Origin of the sequence: Pseudomonas sp. MWU16-30323 (assembly GCF_020515595.1) — a bacterium.
Taxonomy (GTDB): domain Bacteria; phylum Pseudomonadota; class Gammaproteobacteria; order Pseudomonadales; family Pseudomonadaceae; genus Aquipseudomonas; species Aquipseudomonas yamanorum.
On the sequence record NZ_JAIWYM010000002.1, the window covers coordinates 147,268 to 166,439 of the forward strand.

Genomic DNA, 19,172 nt, shown 5'->3' on the forward strand with positions numbered 1-19,172 from the left:
GGCTGGGTCCTCGACTTACAACGGCTTGACGGTGAACAGGCCGTCGTCGTGGCCCTCTTCGGAGCCGCCGTAGACCTGTTGCGCAACGGTGCGGATCTTGCTGCCGCGGGCTTCGAGAATCTGGTCCATCGCACCGGCAAACCAGCCGGTGAACATGTAGTCGACCTTGCGCCCGACCTTGCCGTACACGTAGACGAATGCCGAGTGTTCGAGCTTGACGCTGGCGGTGCCTTTGTCGAGGTCGATGTCCTGGATCTTGAACAGGCCCCAGCCGCGCTGCGACAGGCGCTTCATGTAGTGCTCGAACACTGCGACGCCTTCCAGGCCGTGGCATTCAGCTTCTTTTTCACACCAGTGCCAGGCGGATTTGTAGCCGGCCTTGTAGAGGATTTCGGCGTAGGCGTCGGCGCCCAGGACTTCTTCGATGCCCATGTGGTTGTTGACGAAGAAATGGCGTGGCACGTAGAGCATCGGCAGGGCATCGGACGTCCAGACACCGGTTTCGCTGTCGACTTCGATAGGCAATTGAGGGGCGATCTTGGCCATGGAAACTTAACTCCAAACAATTCGGTTTATTGCCCACTGCGCGGACGGCGGCGGGAAAGGATTCAGAGGATGCGGTGGCTTATTCGCCCCAGACGTCCTTCAGGACGTTGACCCAGTTCTCGCCCATGATCTTGCGCACCACGCGCTCAGGATGGCCGCGCTTGAGCAGGGTCTCGGTGAGGTTGGGGAACTCGCCCACGGTGCGGATGCCCAGCGGGTTGATGATCTTGCCGAAGCTGGTCAGGCGGCGGGCGTAGCCCTTGTCGTGGGTCAGCATTTCGAAGAAATCCTGGCCATGGCCCTGGGTGAAGTCGGTGCCGATGCCGATGGCGTCTTCGCCCACGATGTTCATGGTGTATTCGATGGCTTCGGCGTAGTCGTCGATGGTCGAATCGATGCCCTTGGCCAGGAACGGCGCAAACATGGTCACGCCGACAAAGCCGCCGTGGTCGGCGATGAACTTCAGCTCCTCATCGGACTTGTTGCGCGGGTGCTCTTTAAGGCCCGACGGCAGGCAGTGGGAGTAGCACACCGGCTTTTTCGATTCGAGGATGACTTCTTCGGAAGTCTTGGAGCCCACGTGGGACAGGTCGCACATGATGCCGACGCGGTTCATCTCGGCGACGATCTCGCGACCGAAGCCCGACAGGCCGCCGTCACGCTCGTAGCAGCCGGTGCCCACCAGGTTCTGGGTGTTGTAGCACATCTGCACCACGCCAACCCCGAGCTGCTTGAAGATCTCGACGTAGCCGAGCTGGTCTTCAAACGCATGGGCGTTCTGGAAGCCGAAGATGATGCCGGTCTTGCCCTGCTCCTTGGCGCGACGGATATCGGCGGTGGTCTTCACCGGGATCACCAGGTCGCTGTTCTCGCGAATCAGGGTCTGGCTGGCCACGATGTTGTTAATGGTGGCCTGGAAGCCTTCCCAGACCGACACCGTGCAGTTGGCAGCCGTGAGGCCCCCCTTGCGCATGTCTTCAAACAGGTCGCGGTTCCACTTGGCAATGATCAGCCCGTCGATAACGATGCTGTCGGCGTGCAATTCGGCTGGGCTCATCAGGCGTCCCCTTATTGGCGATTCATGCGCCGAATCGTCTGCCGGCGCTTTGGGGCCAGCATATGCCCCGGGACAGAAGGAGCCGGGTGCAAAAACGACAAGGGAATTGCCGAAAGCGTCAATCCGCGACAAAGGCCAACATGACATCTCTGACGGGTATCTGTTCTTTGTCTTACGCTTGAGCCAGAATTTGCTCATCAACTGATATGAGACGGCGCAATGAAATCGATTTTCCTGGCTTTGGCACTCATCGCAACCGGCGTGCACGCCGCTGAAGACACCGACAACACGCCTTGCGATGGCATCGAGAACGACAAGCAAACCCTGGAATGCGCCACCTACAACAAAACCACCGCTGAGCAACTGCTCAAGGATAACTACCAGGGGCTGCTGGAACGCATGGGTTCGACCTATGGCAGCAACAAGACGCAGCTGGCAGACATTACCGCTCGTCTGAAGGATGCCCAGCAGAAGTGGGAAAAGCTACGCGACGCGGATTGCGCCGTGGACACCTTCCCGGCGGTGGTGGGCAGCAAGGATTATGCGATCCAGCAGAATGATTGCCTGGCGCGGATGAGTGATGAACGGTCGGAGTTTTTGGAGTCGATTGGGCAGGAATAAGCGACAATCCCCTCCACTCTTTACTCAGAACCAAGGCTATTCATGACAATCTGCGGCATCGAAATCAAAGGCAGCGAAGCCATTATCGCTGTCGCCTCGCTCGACGGTCAGGCATTGAGCCATGTCGCCCTGGCCACCAAGAAAATCGCCCTTGAAGACGATGATGAGGCGGCCAATGTCAAAGCGTTTGCCGCCCAGGTAAGTGCGTTTGTGCGGGAAAACGCCATCACCCGCATCGCCATCAAGAAGCGCAGCAAGAAAGGCGAATTCGCCGGTGGCCCGACCACGTTCAAGATGGAAGGCGTGTTTCAGCTGCTGGAGGGTGTTGAGGTGACGCTGCTGTCGCCGCAGACCATCAATGCGCAGAACAAGAAACACGACTTTGCCCTGCCGGCGACACTGAACAAGTATCAGCATGAGGCTTACAAGGCCGCGTGTTCGGCACTGATGAAGAAATAAGCCACACCCCATATCTACTGTGGGAGCTGGCTTGCCTGCGATAGCGGTGTATCAGCCAGTACATCTGGCACTGAAACACCGCTATCGCAGGCAAGCCAGCTCCCACATTTGATCTCTGTTGTTCTCGGGAGCGCTGCTCATACCGCTTCCCGGCGCCGATCTTCCCTTGGACACTTGGCAAACCTTGCCCGGTAACTGCGGGTGAAATACGACGGCGACTCAAACCCGCACGCAATACTCACCTCCAGCACACTCAGGTCGCTCTGGCGCAATAGCTGCCGAGCCTTCTCCAGGCGCAAACCCAGGTAGAAGTTGCTCGGGGTGTCGTTCAGGTGCAGCCGAAACAAGCGCTCCAACTGCCGCCGCGTGACCTTGATCGCTTCCGCCAGCGCCAAGGTGCTCAGCGGAGGCTCGGTGTGCTGTTCCATCTCGCCGATCACCTGCACCAGCTTTTTGTTGTTGATGCCGTAGCGCGTGGCGATCTGCATGCGTTGGTGGTCTTTGCGCGGGCGGATGCGGCCGAGCACAAACTGCTCGGACACCTGGATCGCCAACTCGGGCCCGTGGGCCTGGCTGATCAGGTCGAGCATCAGGTCGATGGAGGCGGTGCCGCCCGCCGAGGTGATGCGCCGGCGGTCGATCTCGAACAGCTCCTGGGTCACTGTCAGCTGTGGATAAGACTCCTTGAAGGCGTCGATGGCTTCCCAGTGCAGGGTCAGGCGGTGGCCGTCGAGCAGGCCGGCCTCAGCGAGGACGCAAGCACCAGTGTCGATGGCGCCGAGGATCACGCCGTCGTGATCGAGTCGGCGCAGCCAGTGCTCCAGCGCTGGCGTGGCGAACTTCAGCGGTTCGAAGCCGGCCACCACCCATAAGGTCGAGCCTTTCTTCAGCGGCTCCAGCGCGGCGTCGGCGTTGACCGACATGCCATTGCTCGCCAGCACCGCGCCGCCGTCGGCACTCAAAACGTGCCAGCGGTACAGCTCGCCACGAAAACGATTGGCGACACGTAAAGGCTCGATCGCGGAGATAAAGCCGATGGCGGAGAAGCCCGGCATCAGCAGAAAGTAGAAATCCTGGGACATGGAGCGCTCTCGTAGGACGGACAGCGTGGTCACTGTGATACGCCAGTTCAATCGGTCATTCAAGGGGGCAGGTCGCTGCAGTGCAAGAGCGGGTCGCCGCCGTGCGTTTTGTCGGGGACCAAGCTGCGTAACTTGGCTGCACGGTGCACAAAGACGCCGGACCCCACAATAACAACCTGCCGAGGGAACCACCATGAACCGACTGATCAGCCGCTGCGTGCTCGCACTCAGCGCCAGCGCCATTTTGAGCACCAACGTCATGGCAGCCGATGCGGCTTCTTGCCAGAACGTGCGCATGGGCGTGGTGAACTGGACCGACGTAATCGCCACCAGCGCCATGACCCAAGTGTTGCTCGACGGCCTCGGCTACAAGACCAAACAGACCAGCGCGTCCCAGCAAATCATCTTTGCCGGGATTCGCGACCAGCGCCTGGACATGTTCCTGGGCTACTGGAACCCGCTGATGACTCAGACCATCACCCCGTTTGTCGAGGCCAAGCAAGTCAAGGTGCTCGACAAACCGTCCCTGGAAGACGCCCGCGCTACGTTGGCGGTGCCGACTTACCTGGCCGACAAAGGCCTGAAGACCTTCGCCGACATCGCCAAGTTTGAAAAAGAACTGGGCGGCAAGATCTACGGCATTGAACCGGGCTCGGGCGCCAACACCCAGATCAAGGCGATGATCGCCAAGAATCAGTTTGGCCTCGGCAAGTTCCAATTGGTGGAATCCAGCGAGGCCGGCATGCTCGCCGCCGTCGACCGCGCCGTGCGTCGTAAGGAGGCCGTGGTGTTCTTTGGCTGGGCGCCGCACCCGATGAACGTCAACGTGGCAATGACTTACCTCACCGGCAGTGATGACGCGCTGGGCCCGAACGAAGGCATGGCCACCGTGTGGTCCGTCACGTCGCCGACCTACGCCGAGCAATGCCCCAACGTGCACAGGTTGCTCAGCAACCTGACCTTCACCGCCGCCGACGAGAGCCGAATGATGCAGCCGCTGCTGGATCACAAGGACGCTTTCGAATCGGCCAGGCAATGGCTCAAGGACCACCCGCAAGACCAGCAGCGCTGGCTGGAAGGCGTGACCACCTTCGACGGCAAACCCGCCGCGGCCAACCTGCAATTGACCAGCAAATAACCCGTTTTGAATCACCGTTTCGCAGCCGCTCCTGGCTGCGAACGGTATGACTACGCCTGAAAATCACGCCTGTAAGGAACCTGCCCCATGAACCACGACGTCATCATCACCTGCGCACTCACCGGTGCTGGCGACACGACCGCCAGAAGCCCTCACGTGCCGGTCACCCCCAAACAAATCGCCGCCGCCGCAGTGGAAGCCGCCAAGGCCGGTGCCACCGTGGTGCATTGCCACGTACGTGACCCCGAAACCGGCAAGTTCAGCCGCGACGTGGCGCTGTACCGCGAAGTGATGGAGCGCATCCGCGAGGCGGACGTCGACATCATCGTCAACCTCACCGCCGGCATGGGTGGCGACCTGGAAATCGGTGGCGGTGAGAACCCCATGGAGTTCGGCCCCAACACCGACCTGGTGGGCCCGCTGACCCGCCTGGCCCACGTGGAAGAGCTACTGCCGGAAATCTGCACCCTCGATTGCGGCACCCTGAATTTCGGCGACGGCGACACCATTTACGTCTCCACCCCGGCGCAGCTTCGAGCGGGCGCGAAACGAATCCAGGAGCTGGGCGTAAAAGCCGAGCTGGAAATTTTCGACACCGGTCACCTGTGGTTCGCCAAGCAGATGATCAAGGAAGGTTTGCTCGACAACCCGCTGTTCCAGCTGTGCCTGGGCATCCCGTGGGGCGCACCGGCCGACACCACCACCATGAAAGCCATGGTCGACAACCTGCCGGCAGACGCGGTGTGGGCCGGTTTCGGGATTGGCCGCATGCAGATGCCGATGGCGGCCCAAGCGGTGCTGCTGGGCGGCAACGTGCGGGTCGGCCTGGAAGACAACCTGTGGCTGGACAAGGGCGTGCTGGCGACCAACGGCCAGTTGGTGGAACGCGCCAGCGAAATCCTCAGCCGCCTGGGTGCCCGGGTCATGACCCCGGCTGAAGGCCGCGTGAAGATGGGCCTGACCAAGCGCGGCTGACTGTTCCGAGCACCACCGAACCTTGTGGGAGCCGGGCTTGCCCGCGATTGCGGTACACCTGTACCGAATACAGCTGCTGACACACCGCTATCGCAGGCAAGCCAGCTCCCACATTGATCACCGAACTCTTTAGGAATTTGCCATGAGCTTTATCACTGAAATCAAAACCTTCGCCGCGCTGGGCAGCGGTGTTATCGGCAGCGGCTGGGTGTCCCGCGCCCTGGCCCACGGCCTGGATGTGGTGGCCTGGGACCCGGCGCCTGGCGCCGAAGCCGCCCTGCGCAAGCGTGTTGCCAACGCTTGGGGCGCCCTGGAAAAACAAGGCCTCGCCCCAGGCGCCTCCCAAGACCGTCTGCGCTTTGTGGCCACGATTGAAGAGTGCGTGAAAGACGCCGACTTCATCCAGGAAAGCGCCCCGGAACGCCTGGAATTGAAGCTGGAATTGCACAGCCAGATCAGCGCCGCGGCCAAGCCAAACGCCTTGATCGGTTCGAGTACGTCGGGGCTGTTGCCGAGCGAGTTTTATGAAGGCTCCACGCACCCGGAACGCTGCGTGGTAGGCCATCCATTCAACCCGGTTTACCTGCTGCCACTGGTTGAAGTGGTCGGCGGAAAGAACACCGCGCCGGAAGCGATTCAGGCAGCGATCAAGGTGTATGAATCCCTCGGCATGCGTCCGTTGCACGTGCGTAAGGAAGTGCCTGGTTTTATCGCCGACCGCCTGCTGGAAGCCTTGTGGCGTGAGGCGCTGCACCTGGTCAACGACGGGGTGGCAACCACCGGCGAGATCGATGATGCGATTCGCTTTGGCGCCGGGTTGCGCTGGTCATTCATGGGCACGTTCCTGACCTACACCCTGGCCGGCGGTGATGCCGGGATGCGCCACTTCATGGCGCAGTTCGGCCCGGCCTTGCAGTTGCCGTGGACCTATTTGCCGGCCCCGGAACTGACCGACAAGTTGATTGACGATGTGGTGGACGGCACCAGCGATCAGTTGGGCAAACACAGCATTTCGGCCCTGGAGCGCTATCGTGATGATTGCCTGCTGGCGGTGCTGGAGGCGGTGAAGACGACCAAGGAAAAACACGGCATGACCTTCGCCGAATAACGGCTGTTGATTTCCTGTGGGAGCTGGCTTGCCTGCGATGGCGATGTTGGATTCACCGCCGCCATCGCAGGCAAGCCAGCTCCCACATTTTGACCGAGTACCTACCGGAAACCGAATCATGGCCGCATTGATCACCTACACCACCAAAATCCTCCCCGAGTGGGTCGACTACAACGGCCACCTGCGCGATGCGTTCTACCTGCTGATCTTCAGCTACGCCACCGACGCGCTGATGGACACCCTGGGCCTGGACAGCGAAAACCGCGAAGCCAGCGGCAACTCGCTGTTCACCCTGGAGCTGCACCTCAACTACCTGCACGAAGTGAAGCTGGGCGCCGAGGTCGAAGTGCACACCCAACTCATCGCTCACGACCGCAAGCGCCTGCACCTGTATCACAGCCTGCACTTGGTGGGCGACGAAAAGGAGCTGGCGGGCAACGAACAAATGCTGCTCCACGTCGACCTCGCCGGCCCGCACTCAGCGCCGTTCAGCGAGGCGGTGCTGGGCAAGCTTGCAAGTATCAGCGCCGAACAGACCGACCTGCCGAAACCCGCCCTGCTCGGCCGCGTGATTGGACTGCCACCCCAAAAATAAGGAATCGCCATGCCAACCGCCGCCGCTGTTGCCGACTTCCGTACTTACCCGCTGATCAGTGACCTTGCCGACGTACAAGTGCACAACGACCACCTCAGCGTGCAATGGGCCGATGGGCGGGTCAGCCCGTTCCATCACCAGTGGCTGCGGGACAACTGCCCGTGCCCGTCCTGTGTCTACAGCGTGACCCGTGAGCAGGTGCTGGAAATCGTCGATGTGGACGAAAACCTCACAGCTGTCAGCGCGCGTATCGACCAGGGTTTGCTGACGGTTGAATGGAGTGGCGGGCATCGCAGCCAATACGATCCCGGGTGGTTGCGAGCACATGCCTACGACGATGAATCCCGCGCTGAACGTCGGGCGGCCAAACCGAAATCCCACCTGTGGGACCGTACTTTCCAGCTGCCCGTATTTGACTACGCAGCACTGATGGAAGACCCGAAAGCCCTGCTGCACTGGCTGCTGGCCCTGCGTGACAGCGGCCTTACGCAAGTGCGCGGCGTGCCCACCGAACCCGGCTCCCTGGCATTGATCGCCAAGCGCATTTCGTTCATCCGCGAAAGCAACTTCGGTGTGCTGTTCAACGTGCAATCAAAAGCCGATGCCGACAGTAATGCCTACACCGCTTTCAACCTGCCGCTGCACAGCGATCTACCCACGCGCGAGCTGCAACCGGGGCTGCAGTTTTTGCATTGCCTGGTGAACGACGCCGACGGTGGCGAAAGTATTTTTGTCGATGGTTTCGCCATCGCCCGTGCGTTGCGCGATGAAGACCCCGAAGCCTTTCGCGCGTTGTGCGAAATTCCCGTGGAGTTTCGCAACAAGGACCGTCACAGCGACTATCGCCGGCTGGCGCCGATCATTGCGCTGGATGCCTTGGGGGAAGTCGCCGAGATTCGCATGGCCAACTTTCTGCGCGGGCCGTTTGAGGCACCGGCAGAGCAGATGCCGTTGCTGTATCGAGCCTACCGCCGGTTTATTGCGATGACCCGGGAGGAGCGTTTTCGGCTGGTCAAACGCCTGAATCCGGGCGAGCTGTGGTGCTTTGATAATCGCCGCACCCTGCACGCGCGCAATGCGTTTGATCCGGCGTCCGGAGCGCGGCATTTCCAGGGCTGCTATATCGATCGGGATGAGTTGTTGTCCCGGATATTGGTGTTGCAGCGGTAGACCGCTATCGCAGGCAAGCCAGCTCCCACATTTTGATTTGTGAATACCTTCAAAGGTGGGAGCTGGCTTGCCTGCGATGAGGCCAGTTGCGCCCCCACAAATCCCAGCCAAAAAAAGCCCCGATCAAGCCGTGACAGGATCGGGGCAGAGTGCTTTGTGTGAGCTGCGCATCCCGAGGGTGACCAAACCTTCAAGCTGCTTGCTGGATTCCAGTGTGCACACTCCCGTCCAATGCGAGTTAACCGAAAACGACCTGTTCATAGGTGTGCCGGACATTCGCGAATTCAGGCCTTGCCGACTCGGTGATGGCCTACCAGAATCGACCTCAGTCCCCCGCTCCCCTAACAAGGATAAACGTCATGATGCACGCGGATTTGATTGACCAGGATGACCTGCTGGGCCAGCTGCGGTCGTTGGGTTTCGAAGTGTCCAGCGGCGCTACCGCCGAGCAGGCTTGTGAATGTGCGGTGCGCGGTTTGAGTGAAGCGCGGGCCAAGGCCCTGAAGAACATGGTTGAGCAGATGTACACCGGCAGCGCGACGATCTTGCCGGCGGTGAGGCAGGCGATCGACAAGCAGTTGTTGCCGGCGTTGGTGCAGTTTCGGCAGAACTCTGGCGCCTGAACACCTACCTTGTGGCGAGGGAGCTTGCTCCCGCTGGAGTGCGAAGCGCTCCCAAAGATTTTGGGGCCGCTGCGCAGCCCAGCGGGAGCAAGCTCCCTCGCCACAAAAGCTCTGGTGGTTTTAGAGCCTTACGCTGGCGAAAGTCGACTCATTCCTGGCCTGGCTCAACGCCGACAACGGCCCGGACAACGGTGACAACACCAGCGCCTGCGGAATCGGCATCATCGCCACCTGCTGCGTGGTGTTGGAACCCACGCGCTCATCCCGCGGCGGAATGCCGAAGTATTCGCGGTAGCACTTGGAGAAGTGCGGCGTGGAGACAAACCCGCACACCGACGCCACTTCGATGATCGACATCGGCGTTTGCTTGAGCAATTGCCGTGCACGGATCAGGCGCAACTTGAGGTAGTAGCGCGAGGGCGAACAGTGCAGGTATTTCTGGAACAGTCGCTCCAGCTGACGCCGGGAAACCGCGACGTACACCGCCAGTTCGTCGAGGTCGATCGGCTCTTCCAGGTTGGCCTCCATCAGCGCGACGATTTCCTGCAATTTCGGCTGGTTGGTGCCGAGCATGTGCTTGAGCGGCACACGCTGGTGATCCTGTTCGTTGCGGATGCGCTCGTACACAAACATCTCGGAGATCGCCGCCGACAATTCACGGCCGTGGTCGCGGCTGATCAGGTGCAGCATCATGTCCAGCGGCGCGGTGCCGCCGGAGCTGGTGAAGCGGTTGCGGTCGAGGGTAAACAGGCGTGTGCTCATGACCACGCGGGGGAAGGCTTCCTGCATCGACGCCAGGCATTCCCAGTGCACGCTGCAATCAAAACCGTCCAGCAGGCCGGCGCAGGCCAGGGCCCAGCTGCCGGTGCACACGGCGCCAAGGCGACGGGACTGGCGCGCCTGGCTTTGCAGCCACGACACATGTTCACGGGTCACAGTGCGCTGGATACCCACGCCGCCGCAGACAATCACAGTGTCCAGGGCCGGGGCTTTGTGCATGGAGGCATCGGGAGTGATTTGCAGACCGTCGCTGGCCCACACCTGGTTTCCGTCCACACTCAACGTCGTCCAGCGATACAGCTCGCGGCCGGAGAGTTGGTTGGCCATGCGCAGGGGTTCGACTGCGGAGGCCAGGGAAATCAGCGTGAAATTGTCCAGCAGCAAAAAGCCGATGGATTGAGGCGCACGGTTCTGGGGTTGAGCCCCTGAGTTGAACGACGTCATCGCGGTATCTCCTCACACAAAGCGGGTGATGGCCTCAGGCGAGGCTCTTGTTATTGCGCTCATCACCTTAAGGAAACTCCCAGGGCAAGAGGCTTTGTATTGATAGAGCAAATGCCATGCCTAAAATTGAATACGTATTCAATAACTCCTGAAAACGACCTCCTGACGCGTCTATATGAGCCCGAGCGTGGAGGGGAAATATGACCCGAAAAACGCGTCAAAGGACGTAGGCTCAATGTGTGTGAGCAGTTCGGTAGCACTTGTGGGAAGGGAGAGAAACGACGTAGGAAAAGTCTGTCACCACACGCACGGGTGACAGAGGGTCATGGCGGGAAATCGTTCGGGAGCTACTTATCTAATTACGACGCGCTAAAAGGTGGCGCTTTTGGTTCTGGTGTTCACTTTATGAGCAGTGTTGCTCTTCTGTGGCGAGGGAGCTTGCTCCCGCTGGAGTGCGAAGCGCTCCCAAGATTTTGGGGCCGCTGCGCAGCCCAGCGGGAGCAAGCTCCCTCGCCACAGCAAGCTCCCTCACCACATAAAAGCTGGATCAACACTCCACCGCACTCACCGCCAACCCGCCCCGCGATGTTTCCTTGTACTTGTCATGCATATCCGCCCCGGTATCCCGCATGGTGCGGATCACCCGGTCCAGGGAGATAAAGTGCTGGCCATCACCCCGCAGCGCCATCTGCGCCGCGTTGATCGCCTTCACCGCAGCAATCGCATTACGCTCGATGCACGGCACCTGCACCAACCCGCCTACCGGGTCGCAGGTCAGGCCGAGGTTGTGTTCCAGGCCGATCTCCGCCGCGTTGCACAATTGCTCCGGCGTAGCACCGAGGATCTCCGCCAACCCCGCCGCCGCCATGGCGCACGCCGAACCGACTTCACCCTGGCAACCGACTTCGGCGCCCGAAATCGACGCGTTCTTTTTACACAGGATGCCCACCGCCGCCGCGCCGAGGAAATAGTCGACCACGTTGGCCTCGGTCACCTCTTCGCTGAACTTCATAAAGTAGTGCAGCACCGCCGGTATGATCCCCGCCGCGCCGTTGGTCGGTGCCGTGACCATGCGTCCGCCGGCGGCGTTTTCTTCATTCACCGCCAGGGCGAACAGGTTGACCCATTCCATCGCGCTCAAGGTCGAGCCGATCACATTCGGCTTGCCCAGCTCCTGCAAGCTGCGGTGCAACTTGGCTGCACGCCGCCTTACATTGAGGCCGCCGGGAAGAATGCCTTCGTGCTTGAGGCCTTGCTCCACGCAATCCTGCATGGCGCGCCACAGCTTCATCAGGCCGCTGCGGATTTCTTCTTCCGAGCGCCAGGTTTTTTCATTCGCCAACATCAGTTCAGCGACCCGCAGGTTGTGGGTCTTGCACAGCTGCAGCAACTCCACCGCACTGGAAAAATCATAGGGCAGCTCGGTACGGTCCATGTCCGCCACGCCGCTGGCGGCCTGGGCTTCATCCACCACAAACCCGCCGCCCACCGAGTAGTAGGTGTCGCGGTGCAGCTCGCCGTTATCACCGAACACCACCAGGGTCATGGCATTGGGATGGAACGGCAGGTTTTCGTCGATCAGGCGCATGTCCCGTGCCCATAAGAAAGGCACCGGCAAATGTCCGTCCAGCAGCAGTGTGTGGGTCTCGCGCAGGGTTTCGATGCGGATGCCGATCTGCGATGGATCGATTGCGTCCGGCCACTCGCCCATCAGGCCCATGATCACGGCGTTGTCGCTGCCGTGCCCGATGCCGGTGGCCGATAAGGAGCCATACAGCTGAACTTCGACGCGGCGGACTTGTTCCAACCCATCACGTTCACGCAATCCTTGAACGAACAACGCCGCGGCGCGCATGGGGCCGACGGTGTGAGAACTCGAAGGCCCAATGCCGATCTTGAACAGGTCGAAAACGCTGATAGCCATTGACGTGAAACTCCTCGATGAGCACAGGCCAGGCGCACATAACGCCTGGTGACGGAGCTGCTACGCTCATGTCGCAATCCGCCGAGAGGCGGCCATCATCAAGCTTTTGTTGGCGCTCGCGGCGTCTCACACCGACGTACCCATGCTCATCAGCGCCGCTGTTGTGGAAGGCGACGTTTTGGCCGTTTTTTGCAGTGCAGATCGGTAAAAAGTGCAGTTTTGCCGTTGAAAAAATCTGTAAGCGACGTCACCGACACTGGATACGACCATCCCTGTACTGGATACGACGCCCCCTGTAGGCGTCAGATTTTCACTGGTACATGATCAGTCTCGACTCGTTTGCACAGTTGCGTGGCAGAGCTGTGCCGCACGCCCAACCGCAACACCTATAAGCGCGGTGTTATTGCCGCCAGAAAAACACCAGGAGTCCACCCCCATGAAAGGTTCCCCGTCGTTGTTGTTGGCCGCCATGCTGAGTCTGCCGGTCCTGGCTCACGCTGCAGAACCGGCGCAATGCCAGACCGTCAACTTCTCCGATGTCGGCTGGACCGACATCACCGTCACCACCGCCACCACCAGCGAAGTCCTCAAGGGCCTCGGTTACAAACCCCGCACCACGATGATTTCCGTACCGGTGACCTACAAGTCCCTGGCCGACGGCAAGAACATGGACATCTTCCTCGGCAACTGGATGCCGACCATGGAAAACGACATCAAGCAGTACCGTGATGCCGGCACCGTGGAAACCGTGCGCGCCAACCTGGAAAACGCCAAGTACACCCTGGCCGTACCGGAAGCGCTGTACAACAAGGGCCTGAAAGACTTCGCCGACATCGTCAAATTCAAGGATGAGCTGGGCGGCAAGATCTACGGGATCGAGCCGGGTAACGATGGCAACCGCACCATCCAGACCCTTATCGACAAAGACGCTTTCGGCCTGAAAACCGCTGGCTTCAAAGTGGTCGAATCCAGCGAAGCCGGGATGCTCTCGCAGGTGGAACGCGCCACCAAGCGCGACCAGGCAATCGTGTTCCTCGGCTGGGAACCGCACCCGATGAACACCCGCTTCAAGATGAAGTACCTGACCGGGGGTGATGATTCATTCGGCCCCAACTACGGCCAGGCCACCATCTACACCAACGTCCGCAAGGGCTACACCCAGGAATGCAGCAACGTGGGCCAGTTGCTGAAAAACCTGTCGTTCACCCTGAACATGGAAAGCACCCTGATGGGTAACGTCCTGGACGACAAAATGAAGCCTGACGCCGCCGCCAAGGCGTGGCTGAAGAAGAACCCGCAAGTGCTCGACACCTGGTTGGCTGGTGTCACCACCGTCGATGGCAAACCCGGTCTGGAGGCCGTCAAAGCGTATCTCGCCAAGTAAGTGCTGACCCCGGGCCGGCACGCTGGCCCGGGATGTTTTTCCTCTTCGCATGTGGACATTCACTACCATGCTGACTGAACATAAAATCCCGCTAGGCCAGTACATCGCTGCCTTCGTTGAATGGTTGACCCAACACGGGGCGGCCTACTTCGACGCAATCGCATCGACCCTGGAAACGATGATCCACGGCGTGACGTTCGCGCTGACCTGGTTCAATCCACTGGCATTGATCGGTCTGATTGCGCTGCTCGCTCATTTCATTCAACGCAAATGGGGCCTGACAGTATTTGTCATCGCCTCCTTCCTGCTGATCCTGAACCTGGGGTACTGGCAGGAAACCATGGAGACCCTGGCGCAAGTGCTGTTCGCCACCCTGGTCTGCGTGGTGATCGGCGTGCCGCTGGGCATTGTTGCCGCGCACAAACCGATGTTCTACACCCTGATGCGGCCGGTGCTCGATCTGATGCAGACCGTACCGACCTTCGTCTACCTCATCCCTACCCTGACCCTCTTCGGGCTGGGTGTGGTGCCCGGGCTGATTTCCACGGTGGTGTTTGCGATTGCCGCGCCTATCCGTCTGACTTACCTGGGTATCCGTGATGTGCCGCAAGAGTTGATGGACGCCGGCAAGGCCTTTGGCTGCTCGCGCCGTCAGTTGCTCTCGCGGATTGAACTGCCCCACGCCATGCCGAGCATCGCCGCCGGCATTACCCAATGCATCATGCTGTCGTTGTCGATGGTGGTGATCGCCGCCCTGGTGGGCGCCGACGGCCTCGGCAAGCCGGTGGTCAACGCACTGAACACCGCCGACATCGCCCTGGGCTTTGAAGCAGGCCTGGCGATCGTATTGCTGGCCATCATGCTCGACCGCATCTGCAAACAACCCGACGCCAAAGTAGGGGGTGATGCATGAGCATTATCCGATTCGAAAATGTCGACGTGATCTTCTCCAAAGACCCACGCGAGGCGCTCAAGCTGCTGGACCAGGGCATGACGCGCAACGAGATCCTGAAAAAGACCGGGCAGATTGTCGGCGTTGAAAACGCCAGCCTGGATGTGGAGAAAGGCGAAATCTGCGTGCTGATGGGCCTGTCCGGCTCGGGCAAGTCGAGCTTGCTGCGCTGCATCAATGGCTTGAACACCGTCAGCCGCGGCAAGCTGTTTGTGGAGCATGAAGGTCGGCAGATCGACATCGCTTCCTGCACCCCCGCCGAGCTGAAAATGATGCGCACCCAACGCATCGCCATGGTCTTCCAGAAATTCGCCCTGATGCCTTGGCTGACGGTGCGTGAAAACATCAGCTTCGGCCTGGAGATGCAGGGCCGCCCGGAGAAAGAGCGGCGCAAGCTGGTGGATGACAAGCTGGAACTGGTGGGCCTGTCGCAGTGGCGCAACAAGAAGCCCGACGAGCTTTCCGGTGGCATGCAACAGCGTGTCGGCCTGGCCCGCGCATTGGCGATGGACGCCGATATCCTGCTGATGGACGAACCCTTCTCGGCACTCGACCCGCTGATCCGCCAAGGCTTGCAGGATGAGTTGCTGGAGCTGCAACGCAAGCTGAGCAAGACCATCGTATTTGTAAGCCACGACCTGGATGAGGCGCTGAAACTCGGCAGCCGCATCGCGATCATGAAAGACGGCCGGATCATCCAGTACAGCGTGCCGGAAGAGATCGTGCTGAACCCGGCGGATGACTATGTGCGGACCTTCGTGGCCCACACCAACCCGTTGAATGTGCTGTGTGGCCGCAGCCTGATGCGCACGGTGGACAACTGCACCCACGTCAACGGCTCCATCAGCCTGGACCCGGGTGGCGACTCGTGGCTGGACCTGGCCGAAGGCAACACCATCAAGGGCGCGCGGCAGAACGGCTCGGTGCTGAACCTGCAGAACTGGGCACCCGGGCAATCGGTGGAAGGCCTGGGCCGGATGCCGACGCTGGTGGACTCCAATATCGGGATGCGTGAGGCGTTGCAGATTCGCTATCAGACAGGCAACAAGCTGGTGCTGCAGGACAACAACAAGGTGGTGGGGATCCTGGGTGACAGCGAGCTCTACCATGCGTTGCTAGGCAAGAACCTGGGGTAAATCCTCCGAGGGAACTGGGTCAATGTGGGAGCTGGCTTGCCTGCGATAGCTGCAGTGAATTCACCACTGCTATCGCAGGCAAGCCAGCTCCCACATTTGACCCCATTCCAACCTTGGAACAGCGGCGCCAGTGAAGGCGCCGCTTTGATCGTTCCCACGCGCTGCGTGGGAATGCCGCCATGGACGCTCTGCGTCCGCTCTTGAAATCGTGACGCGGAGCGTCACAGGATGCGTTCCCACGCGGAGCGTGGGAACGATCATCACCAATAACCTTTAGCTATAGACACGGCCAAGGAGCTGCCGATGGCTTTCAAACTGATCGAGCACGTCCCGGGTGATCTGCTCCTGGGTGAAGCCCATCAGGTCGTACTCTTGAGGCCCGTTGTGCAGGTAAACCTCGGCGCGGTAGTAGCGCGTGCGCTCTTCCTCGGGCAAGTCGTCCGGTGCCGACGAATAAGCATCCAGGCTCACCTCGTAGACAAACGGATTGCCCTCTTCCATCTCGATGCGCACACCAATGCAGCGCTTGGATTTGCCCAGCAGGGTCTGCACTTCCAACCCCTGATCACGCAACGCAGTCGCCGCCTCTTCCAGCGCCGGCGTGACGTGCTTGTCCATAAAGCGTTGCACAGTACCCTGACTCGGTTGCAGGTCCAGGGCAGTCAAACGCTCGCTGAAACCACGACGACCACGTTCGGCCAATTGCGCCTGCTCCAGCTCGGTCGCCACGTCCTGGCGCATCGCCTTGTGCAGGCCGAACATGAAGAACACCAGCACCACCGAGAACGGCAAGCCCGCCAGCACCACCATGGTTTGCATGGCTTCGAAGTTACCGGCGAACAGCAGGCCGATGGTCACCAGGGTGATCACCGCCGACCAGAAAATCCGCAACCAGTGGGGCGCATCTTCGTCAACGTTGCCGCCTTTGCAGGACAGGTTCGCCATCATCACCGCGCCGGAATCCGCCGGGGTCAGGAAGAGTACGAAGCCCACGAAGATCGACACACCGATGACGATTTTCGACGCCGGGTAATGCTCAAGCAGTTGGTAGATCGCCATGGACGGCTGTTCCAGCGCCGTCTTGCCCAACTCCACCGCGCCATGGTTGACCACCAGATCCAGGGCCGAGTTACCGAAGATCGACAGCCATGCCAGGGTGAAGCCCAGCGGGATCAGCAGCACGCCGGCCACCAGTTCACGCACGGTGCGGCCACGGGAAATACGCGCGATGAACATGCCCACGAATGGCGCCCAGGAAATCCACCAGGCCCAGTAGAACAGAGTCCACAGGCCCATCCAGCGTTCGGTCTTGTCGGCGTCGCCTTCGTACACGTACAGGTCGAAGGTCTTCAGCACAATGCCGTTCATGTAGTCGCCGATGTTCTGCACGAAGCCGTTGAGCAAGTGCAAGGTCGGGCCGAACAGCAATACGAAAATCAGCAGGCCGCTGAACAGCACGATGTTCAGGTTGGACAGGCGGCGAATGCCGTTCTCCACACCCGACACGGCAGCGATGGTCGCCACGGTGCTCATCACGATGATCACGATCAGCAGGTTGGTGTTGCTGTGCTCCATGCCGAACAGGTTTTCCAGCCCGGACGACACCTGCATCGAACCAATCCCCAGGTTCGTCACCAGGCCCAGCAGCGTGACGAACATGCCGAAGCCGTCCACCGCGTGACCGGCCGCGCCTTTGACCCAACGCTCGCCCACCAGCGGGTACAGCGCCGAGCGCAAGGCCAGCGGCTGGTTATGACGGTAGGCAAAGTACGCCACGGCCAGGCCGACCAGTGCGTAGATCGCCCAGCCGTGCAGGCCCCAGTGCAGGAACGTCAACTGCAAGGCCTGGCGTGCAGCTTCGCCGGTGGCCGATGCGCCTTCAGGCGGGTTGAAGTAGTGGTCCAGCGGCTCGGAGGCGCCGAAGTACAGCAGCGAGATGCCGATGCCCGACGAGAAGAGCATGCCGGCCCAGGCGCCGTAGCTGAAGTCCGGGGTGTCGTCCTTGCTGCCCAGTTTCAATTTGCCGTAGGACGAAAACGCCAGGCCCACCACAAACACCAGGTAGGCGGCGATCACGACCATGTAGTACCAGCCAAAGCTTTTCGACAACCAGGCTTGGGCCACACCGAGCATCCTGCCGGCTTCCTGCGGGGCGATGATCAGAATCGCGGTCAACAACAGAATCAGCGCGGTGGAGGTGTAGAACACCCAACCGTTGACCCGCACCTTTTCCGGCGGGGTCTTTATAAGAGAGGCAGAACTCATGGCACAGATGCTCCGGGCAGTGCAGAGAAACACAAGGCAACGCATGACCCGAGCCATCGATTTTTCGGCAGTCGACGGACGGGTGTATAAAGACACCCCGAAAAACCACGAACCCCGGCGAACCGCTGTGCCGGGCTGTTTCATGGGGTTTCCCGATGTCAGGTGGCACCACATGCACGTAGGAAATACCTGTAGGCAGCGACCATTTGTCGCAGATCTTATTCTTTGTTGATTGAACGTTCAATCAAAACAAAATAGACTGGCCCATAAGTCGACGGACGTTTATCGCCCGTTGGCAGGCCTAAGGAGAGGTGCACGATGCCCAAGGTCGGTATGCAACCCATACGCCGCCAGCAGTTGATCGAAGCCACATTGACTGCGGTCGATCAGGTTGGGATGGGAGACGCCAGCATTGCGCTGATCGCCCGTCTGGCCGGTGTCTCGAACGGCATCATCAGTCACTACTTTCAGGACAAGAATGGCCTGATCGCCGCCACGATGCGGTACCTGATGAACGTGCTGATCGAGAACGTCACCGAGCGCCGGTTGGCGCTGAAAGATGACAGCCCGCGGGCTCATCTTCAGGTGATCATCGAAGGCAACTTCGACGCCAGCCAAGTCAACGGCCCGGCGATGAAAACCTGGCTGGCCTTCTGGGCCACCAGCATGCACCACCCGTCATTGCACAGGTTGCAGCGGATCAACGATCACCGTCTGTATTCCAACCTGTGTTGCCAGTTCCGCCGAGCGTTGCCGTTGTCCGAGGCACGCAGCGCAGCCCGAGGCCTGGCGGCCCTGATCGACGGTTTGTGGTTGCGCGGCGCCCTGTCGGGAGACGCTTTCGACACGGAGCAGGCGCAACGGATCGCTTACGAATACATGGATTTCCAATTGGCCAAGCAGGCGAGTTAGA

18 protein-coding genes are annotated in these 19,172 nt (G+C 60.4%); 12 read left to right on the plus strand and 6 right to left on the minus strand.

Annotation, left to right across the window (positions count from 1 at the left end; translation table 11 throughout):
- Window positions 1-15: 15 nt before the first annotated feature.
- Together LIY45_RS03590 and LIY45_RS03595 are read right to left on the minus strand one after the other, a co-directional pair.
- The gene (locus LIY45_RS03590; RefSeq protein WP_017476435.1) at window positions 16-546 is read right to left on the minus strand and encodes a DUF5943 domain-containing protein; all 531 of its coding nucleotides are present in this window, start codon (window positions 544-546) and stop codon (window positions 16-18) included.
- 79 nt (window positions 547-625) lie between these two features.
- Window positions 626-1,603 carry a dipeptidase gene (locus LIY45_RS03595; protein WP_005792153.1) on the minus strand — a complete coding sequence of 326 codons (978 nt, stop codon included), beginning with the start codon at window positions 1,601-1,603 and terminating at the stop codon, window positions 626-628.
- Between the two features lie 219 nt (window positions 1,604-1,822).
- Between LIY45_RS03595 and LIY45_RS03600 the strand changes: the two genes are divergently transcribed.
- Both LIY45_RS03600 and LIY45_RS03605 read left to right on the plus strand, forming a co-directional pair.
- Window positions 1,823-2,224, plus strand: a complete 402-nt coding sequence (locus LIY45_RS03600) for a lysozyme inhibitor LprI family protein (protein WP_017476436.1) — start codon at window positions 1,823-1,825, stop codon at window positions 2,222-2,224.
- 42 nt (window positions 2,225-2,266) lie between these two features.
- Window positions 2,267-2,683: a DUF3010 family protein gene (locus tag LIY45_RS03605; protein ID WP_226475366.1), complete on the plus strand. Its 417-nt coding sequence runs from the start codon at window positions 2,267-2,269 to the stop codon at window positions 2,681-2,683.
- Between the two features lie 137 nt (window positions 2,684-2,820).
- Here the strand turns inward: LIY45_RS03605 and LIY45_RS03610 are convergent, their stop codons facing one another.
- Window positions 2,821-3,765 carry a GlxA family transcriptional regulator gene (locus tag LIY45_RS03610; protein ID WP_226475367.1) on the minus strand — a complete coding sequence of 315 codons (945 nt, stop codon included), beginning with the start codon at window positions 3,763-3,765 and terminating at the stop codon, window positions 2,821-2,823.
- A 193-nt stretch (window positions 3,766-3,958) separates the two neighbouring features.
- On the opposite strand from LIY45_RS03610, the gene LIY45_RS03615 reads away from it, so the two are divergent.
- The 6 genes from LIY45_RS03615 to LIY45_RS03640 all read left to right on the plus strand — a co-directional run bounded on the left by LIY45_RS03615 (window position 3,959) and on the right by LIY45_RS03640 (window position 9,374).
- Window positions 3,959-4,903 (plus strand): choline ABC transporter substrate-binding protein, encoded by a 945-nt coding sequence (locus tag LIY45_RS03615; protein WP_226475368.1) that lies wholly within the window; start codon window positions 3,959-3,961, stop codon window positions 4,901-4,903.
- Window positions 4,904-4,990: 87 nt separating this feature from the next.
- The gene (locus LIY45_RS03620) at window positions 4,991-5,878 is read left to right on the plus strand and encodes a 3-keto-5-aminohexanoate cleavage protein (protein WP_003216924.1); all 888 of its coding nucleotides are present in this window, start codon (window positions 4,991-4,993) and stop codon (window positions 5,876-5,878) included.
- A gap of 142 nt (window positions 5,879-6,020) precedes the next feature.
- Window positions 6,021-6,986: an L-carnitine dehydrogenase gene (locus LIY45_RS03625; RefSeq protein ID WP_226475369.1), complete on the plus strand. Its 966-nt coding sequence runs from the start codon at window positions 6,021-6,023 to the stop codon at window positions 6,984-6,986.
- Window positions 6,987-7,104: 118 nt separating this feature from the next.
- A complete protein-coding gene (locus LIY45_RS03630; protein WP_226475370.1) occupies window positions 7,105-7,581 on the plus strand; it encodes a thioesterase family protein in 477 nt (158 codons plus the stop codon).
- A 9-nt stretch (window positions 7,582-7,590) separates the two neighbouring features.
- Window positions 7,591-8,751: a gamma-butyrobetaine dioxygenase gene (locus LIY45_RS03635; protein WP_017476442.1), complete on the plus strand. Its 1,161-nt coding sequence runs from the start codon at window positions 7,591-7,593 to the stop codon at window positions 8,749-8,751.
- Window positions 8,752-9,110: 359 nt separating this feature from the next.
- Entirely contained in the window at window positions 9,111-9,374 is a 264-nt protein-coding gene (locus tag LIY45_RS03640) for a hypothetical protein (protein ID WP_017476443.1), read from the plus strand.
- A 120-nt stretch (window positions 9,375-9,494) separates the two neighbouring features.
- On the opposite strand, the gene LIY45_RS03645 is transcribed toward LIY45_RS03640, so the two are convergent.
- Both LIY45_RS03645 and LIY45_RS03650 read right to left on the minus strand, forming a co-directional pair.
- Window positions 9,495-10,598, minus strand: a complete 1,104-nt coding sequence (locus LIY45_RS03645) for a GlxA family transcriptional regulator (protein WP_017476444.1) — start codon at window positions 10,596-10,598, stop codon at window positions 9,495-9,497.
- Window positions 10,599-11,145: 547 nt separating this feature from the next.
- Window positions 11,146-12,522: an L-serine ammonia-lyase gene (locus LIY45_RS03650; protein WP_226475372.1), complete on the minus strand. Its 1,377-nt coding sequence runs from the start codon at window positions 12,520-12,522 to the stop codon at window positions 11,146-11,148.
- A 436-nt stretch (window positions 12,523-12,958) separates the two neighbouring features.
- On the opposite strand from LIY45_RS03650, the gene LIY45_RS03655 reads away from it, so the two are divergent.
- From LIY45_RS03655 to choV, 3 genes are all read left to right on the plus strand, one after another.
- The gene (locus tag LIY45_RS03655; protein WP_017476446.1) at window positions 12,959-13,906 is read left to right on the plus strand and encodes a choline ABC transporter substrate-binding protein; all 948 of its coding nucleotides are present in this window, start codon (window positions 12,959-12,961) and stop codon (window positions 13,904-13,906) included.
- Window positions 13,907-13,973: 67 nt separating this feature from the next.
- Complete coding sequence (choW, locus tag LIY45_RS03660) at window positions 13,974-14,819, plus strand: choline ABC transporter permease subunit (RefSeq protein WP_003216909.1); 846 nt, start codon at window positions 13,974-13,976, stop codon at window positions 14,817-14,819.
- A complete protein-coding gene (gene choV / locus LIY45_RS03665; protein WP_003216907.1) occupies window positions 14,816-15,994 on the plus strand; it encodes a choline ABC transporter ATP-binding protein in 1,179 nt (392 codons plus the stop codon). The genes choW and choV overlap by 4 nt, the downstream gene beginning before the upstream one ends.
- A 273-nt stretch (window positions 15,995-16,267) precedes the next feature.
- Here choV and betT read toward each other — a convergent pair whose 3' ends face one another.
- Window positions 16,268-18,259: a choline BCCT transporter BetT gene (gene betT / locus LIY45_RS03670; RefSeq protein WP_226475374.1), complete on the minus strand. Its 1,992-nt coding sequence runs from the start codon at window positions 18,257-18,259 to the stop codon at window positions 16,268-16,270.
- Between the two features lie 318 nt (window positions 18,260-18,577).
- On the opposite strand from betT, the gene betI reads away from it, so the two are divergent.
- Window positions 18,578-19,171 carry a transcriptional regulator BetI gene (betI, locus tag LIY45_RS03675; protein ID WP_017476448.1) on the plus strand — a complete coding sequence of 198 codons (594 nt, stop codon included), beginning with the start codon at window positions 18,578-18,580 and terminating at the stop codon, window positions 19,169-19,171.
- The last annotated feature ends 1 nt before the right edge of the window (window position 19,172 follow it).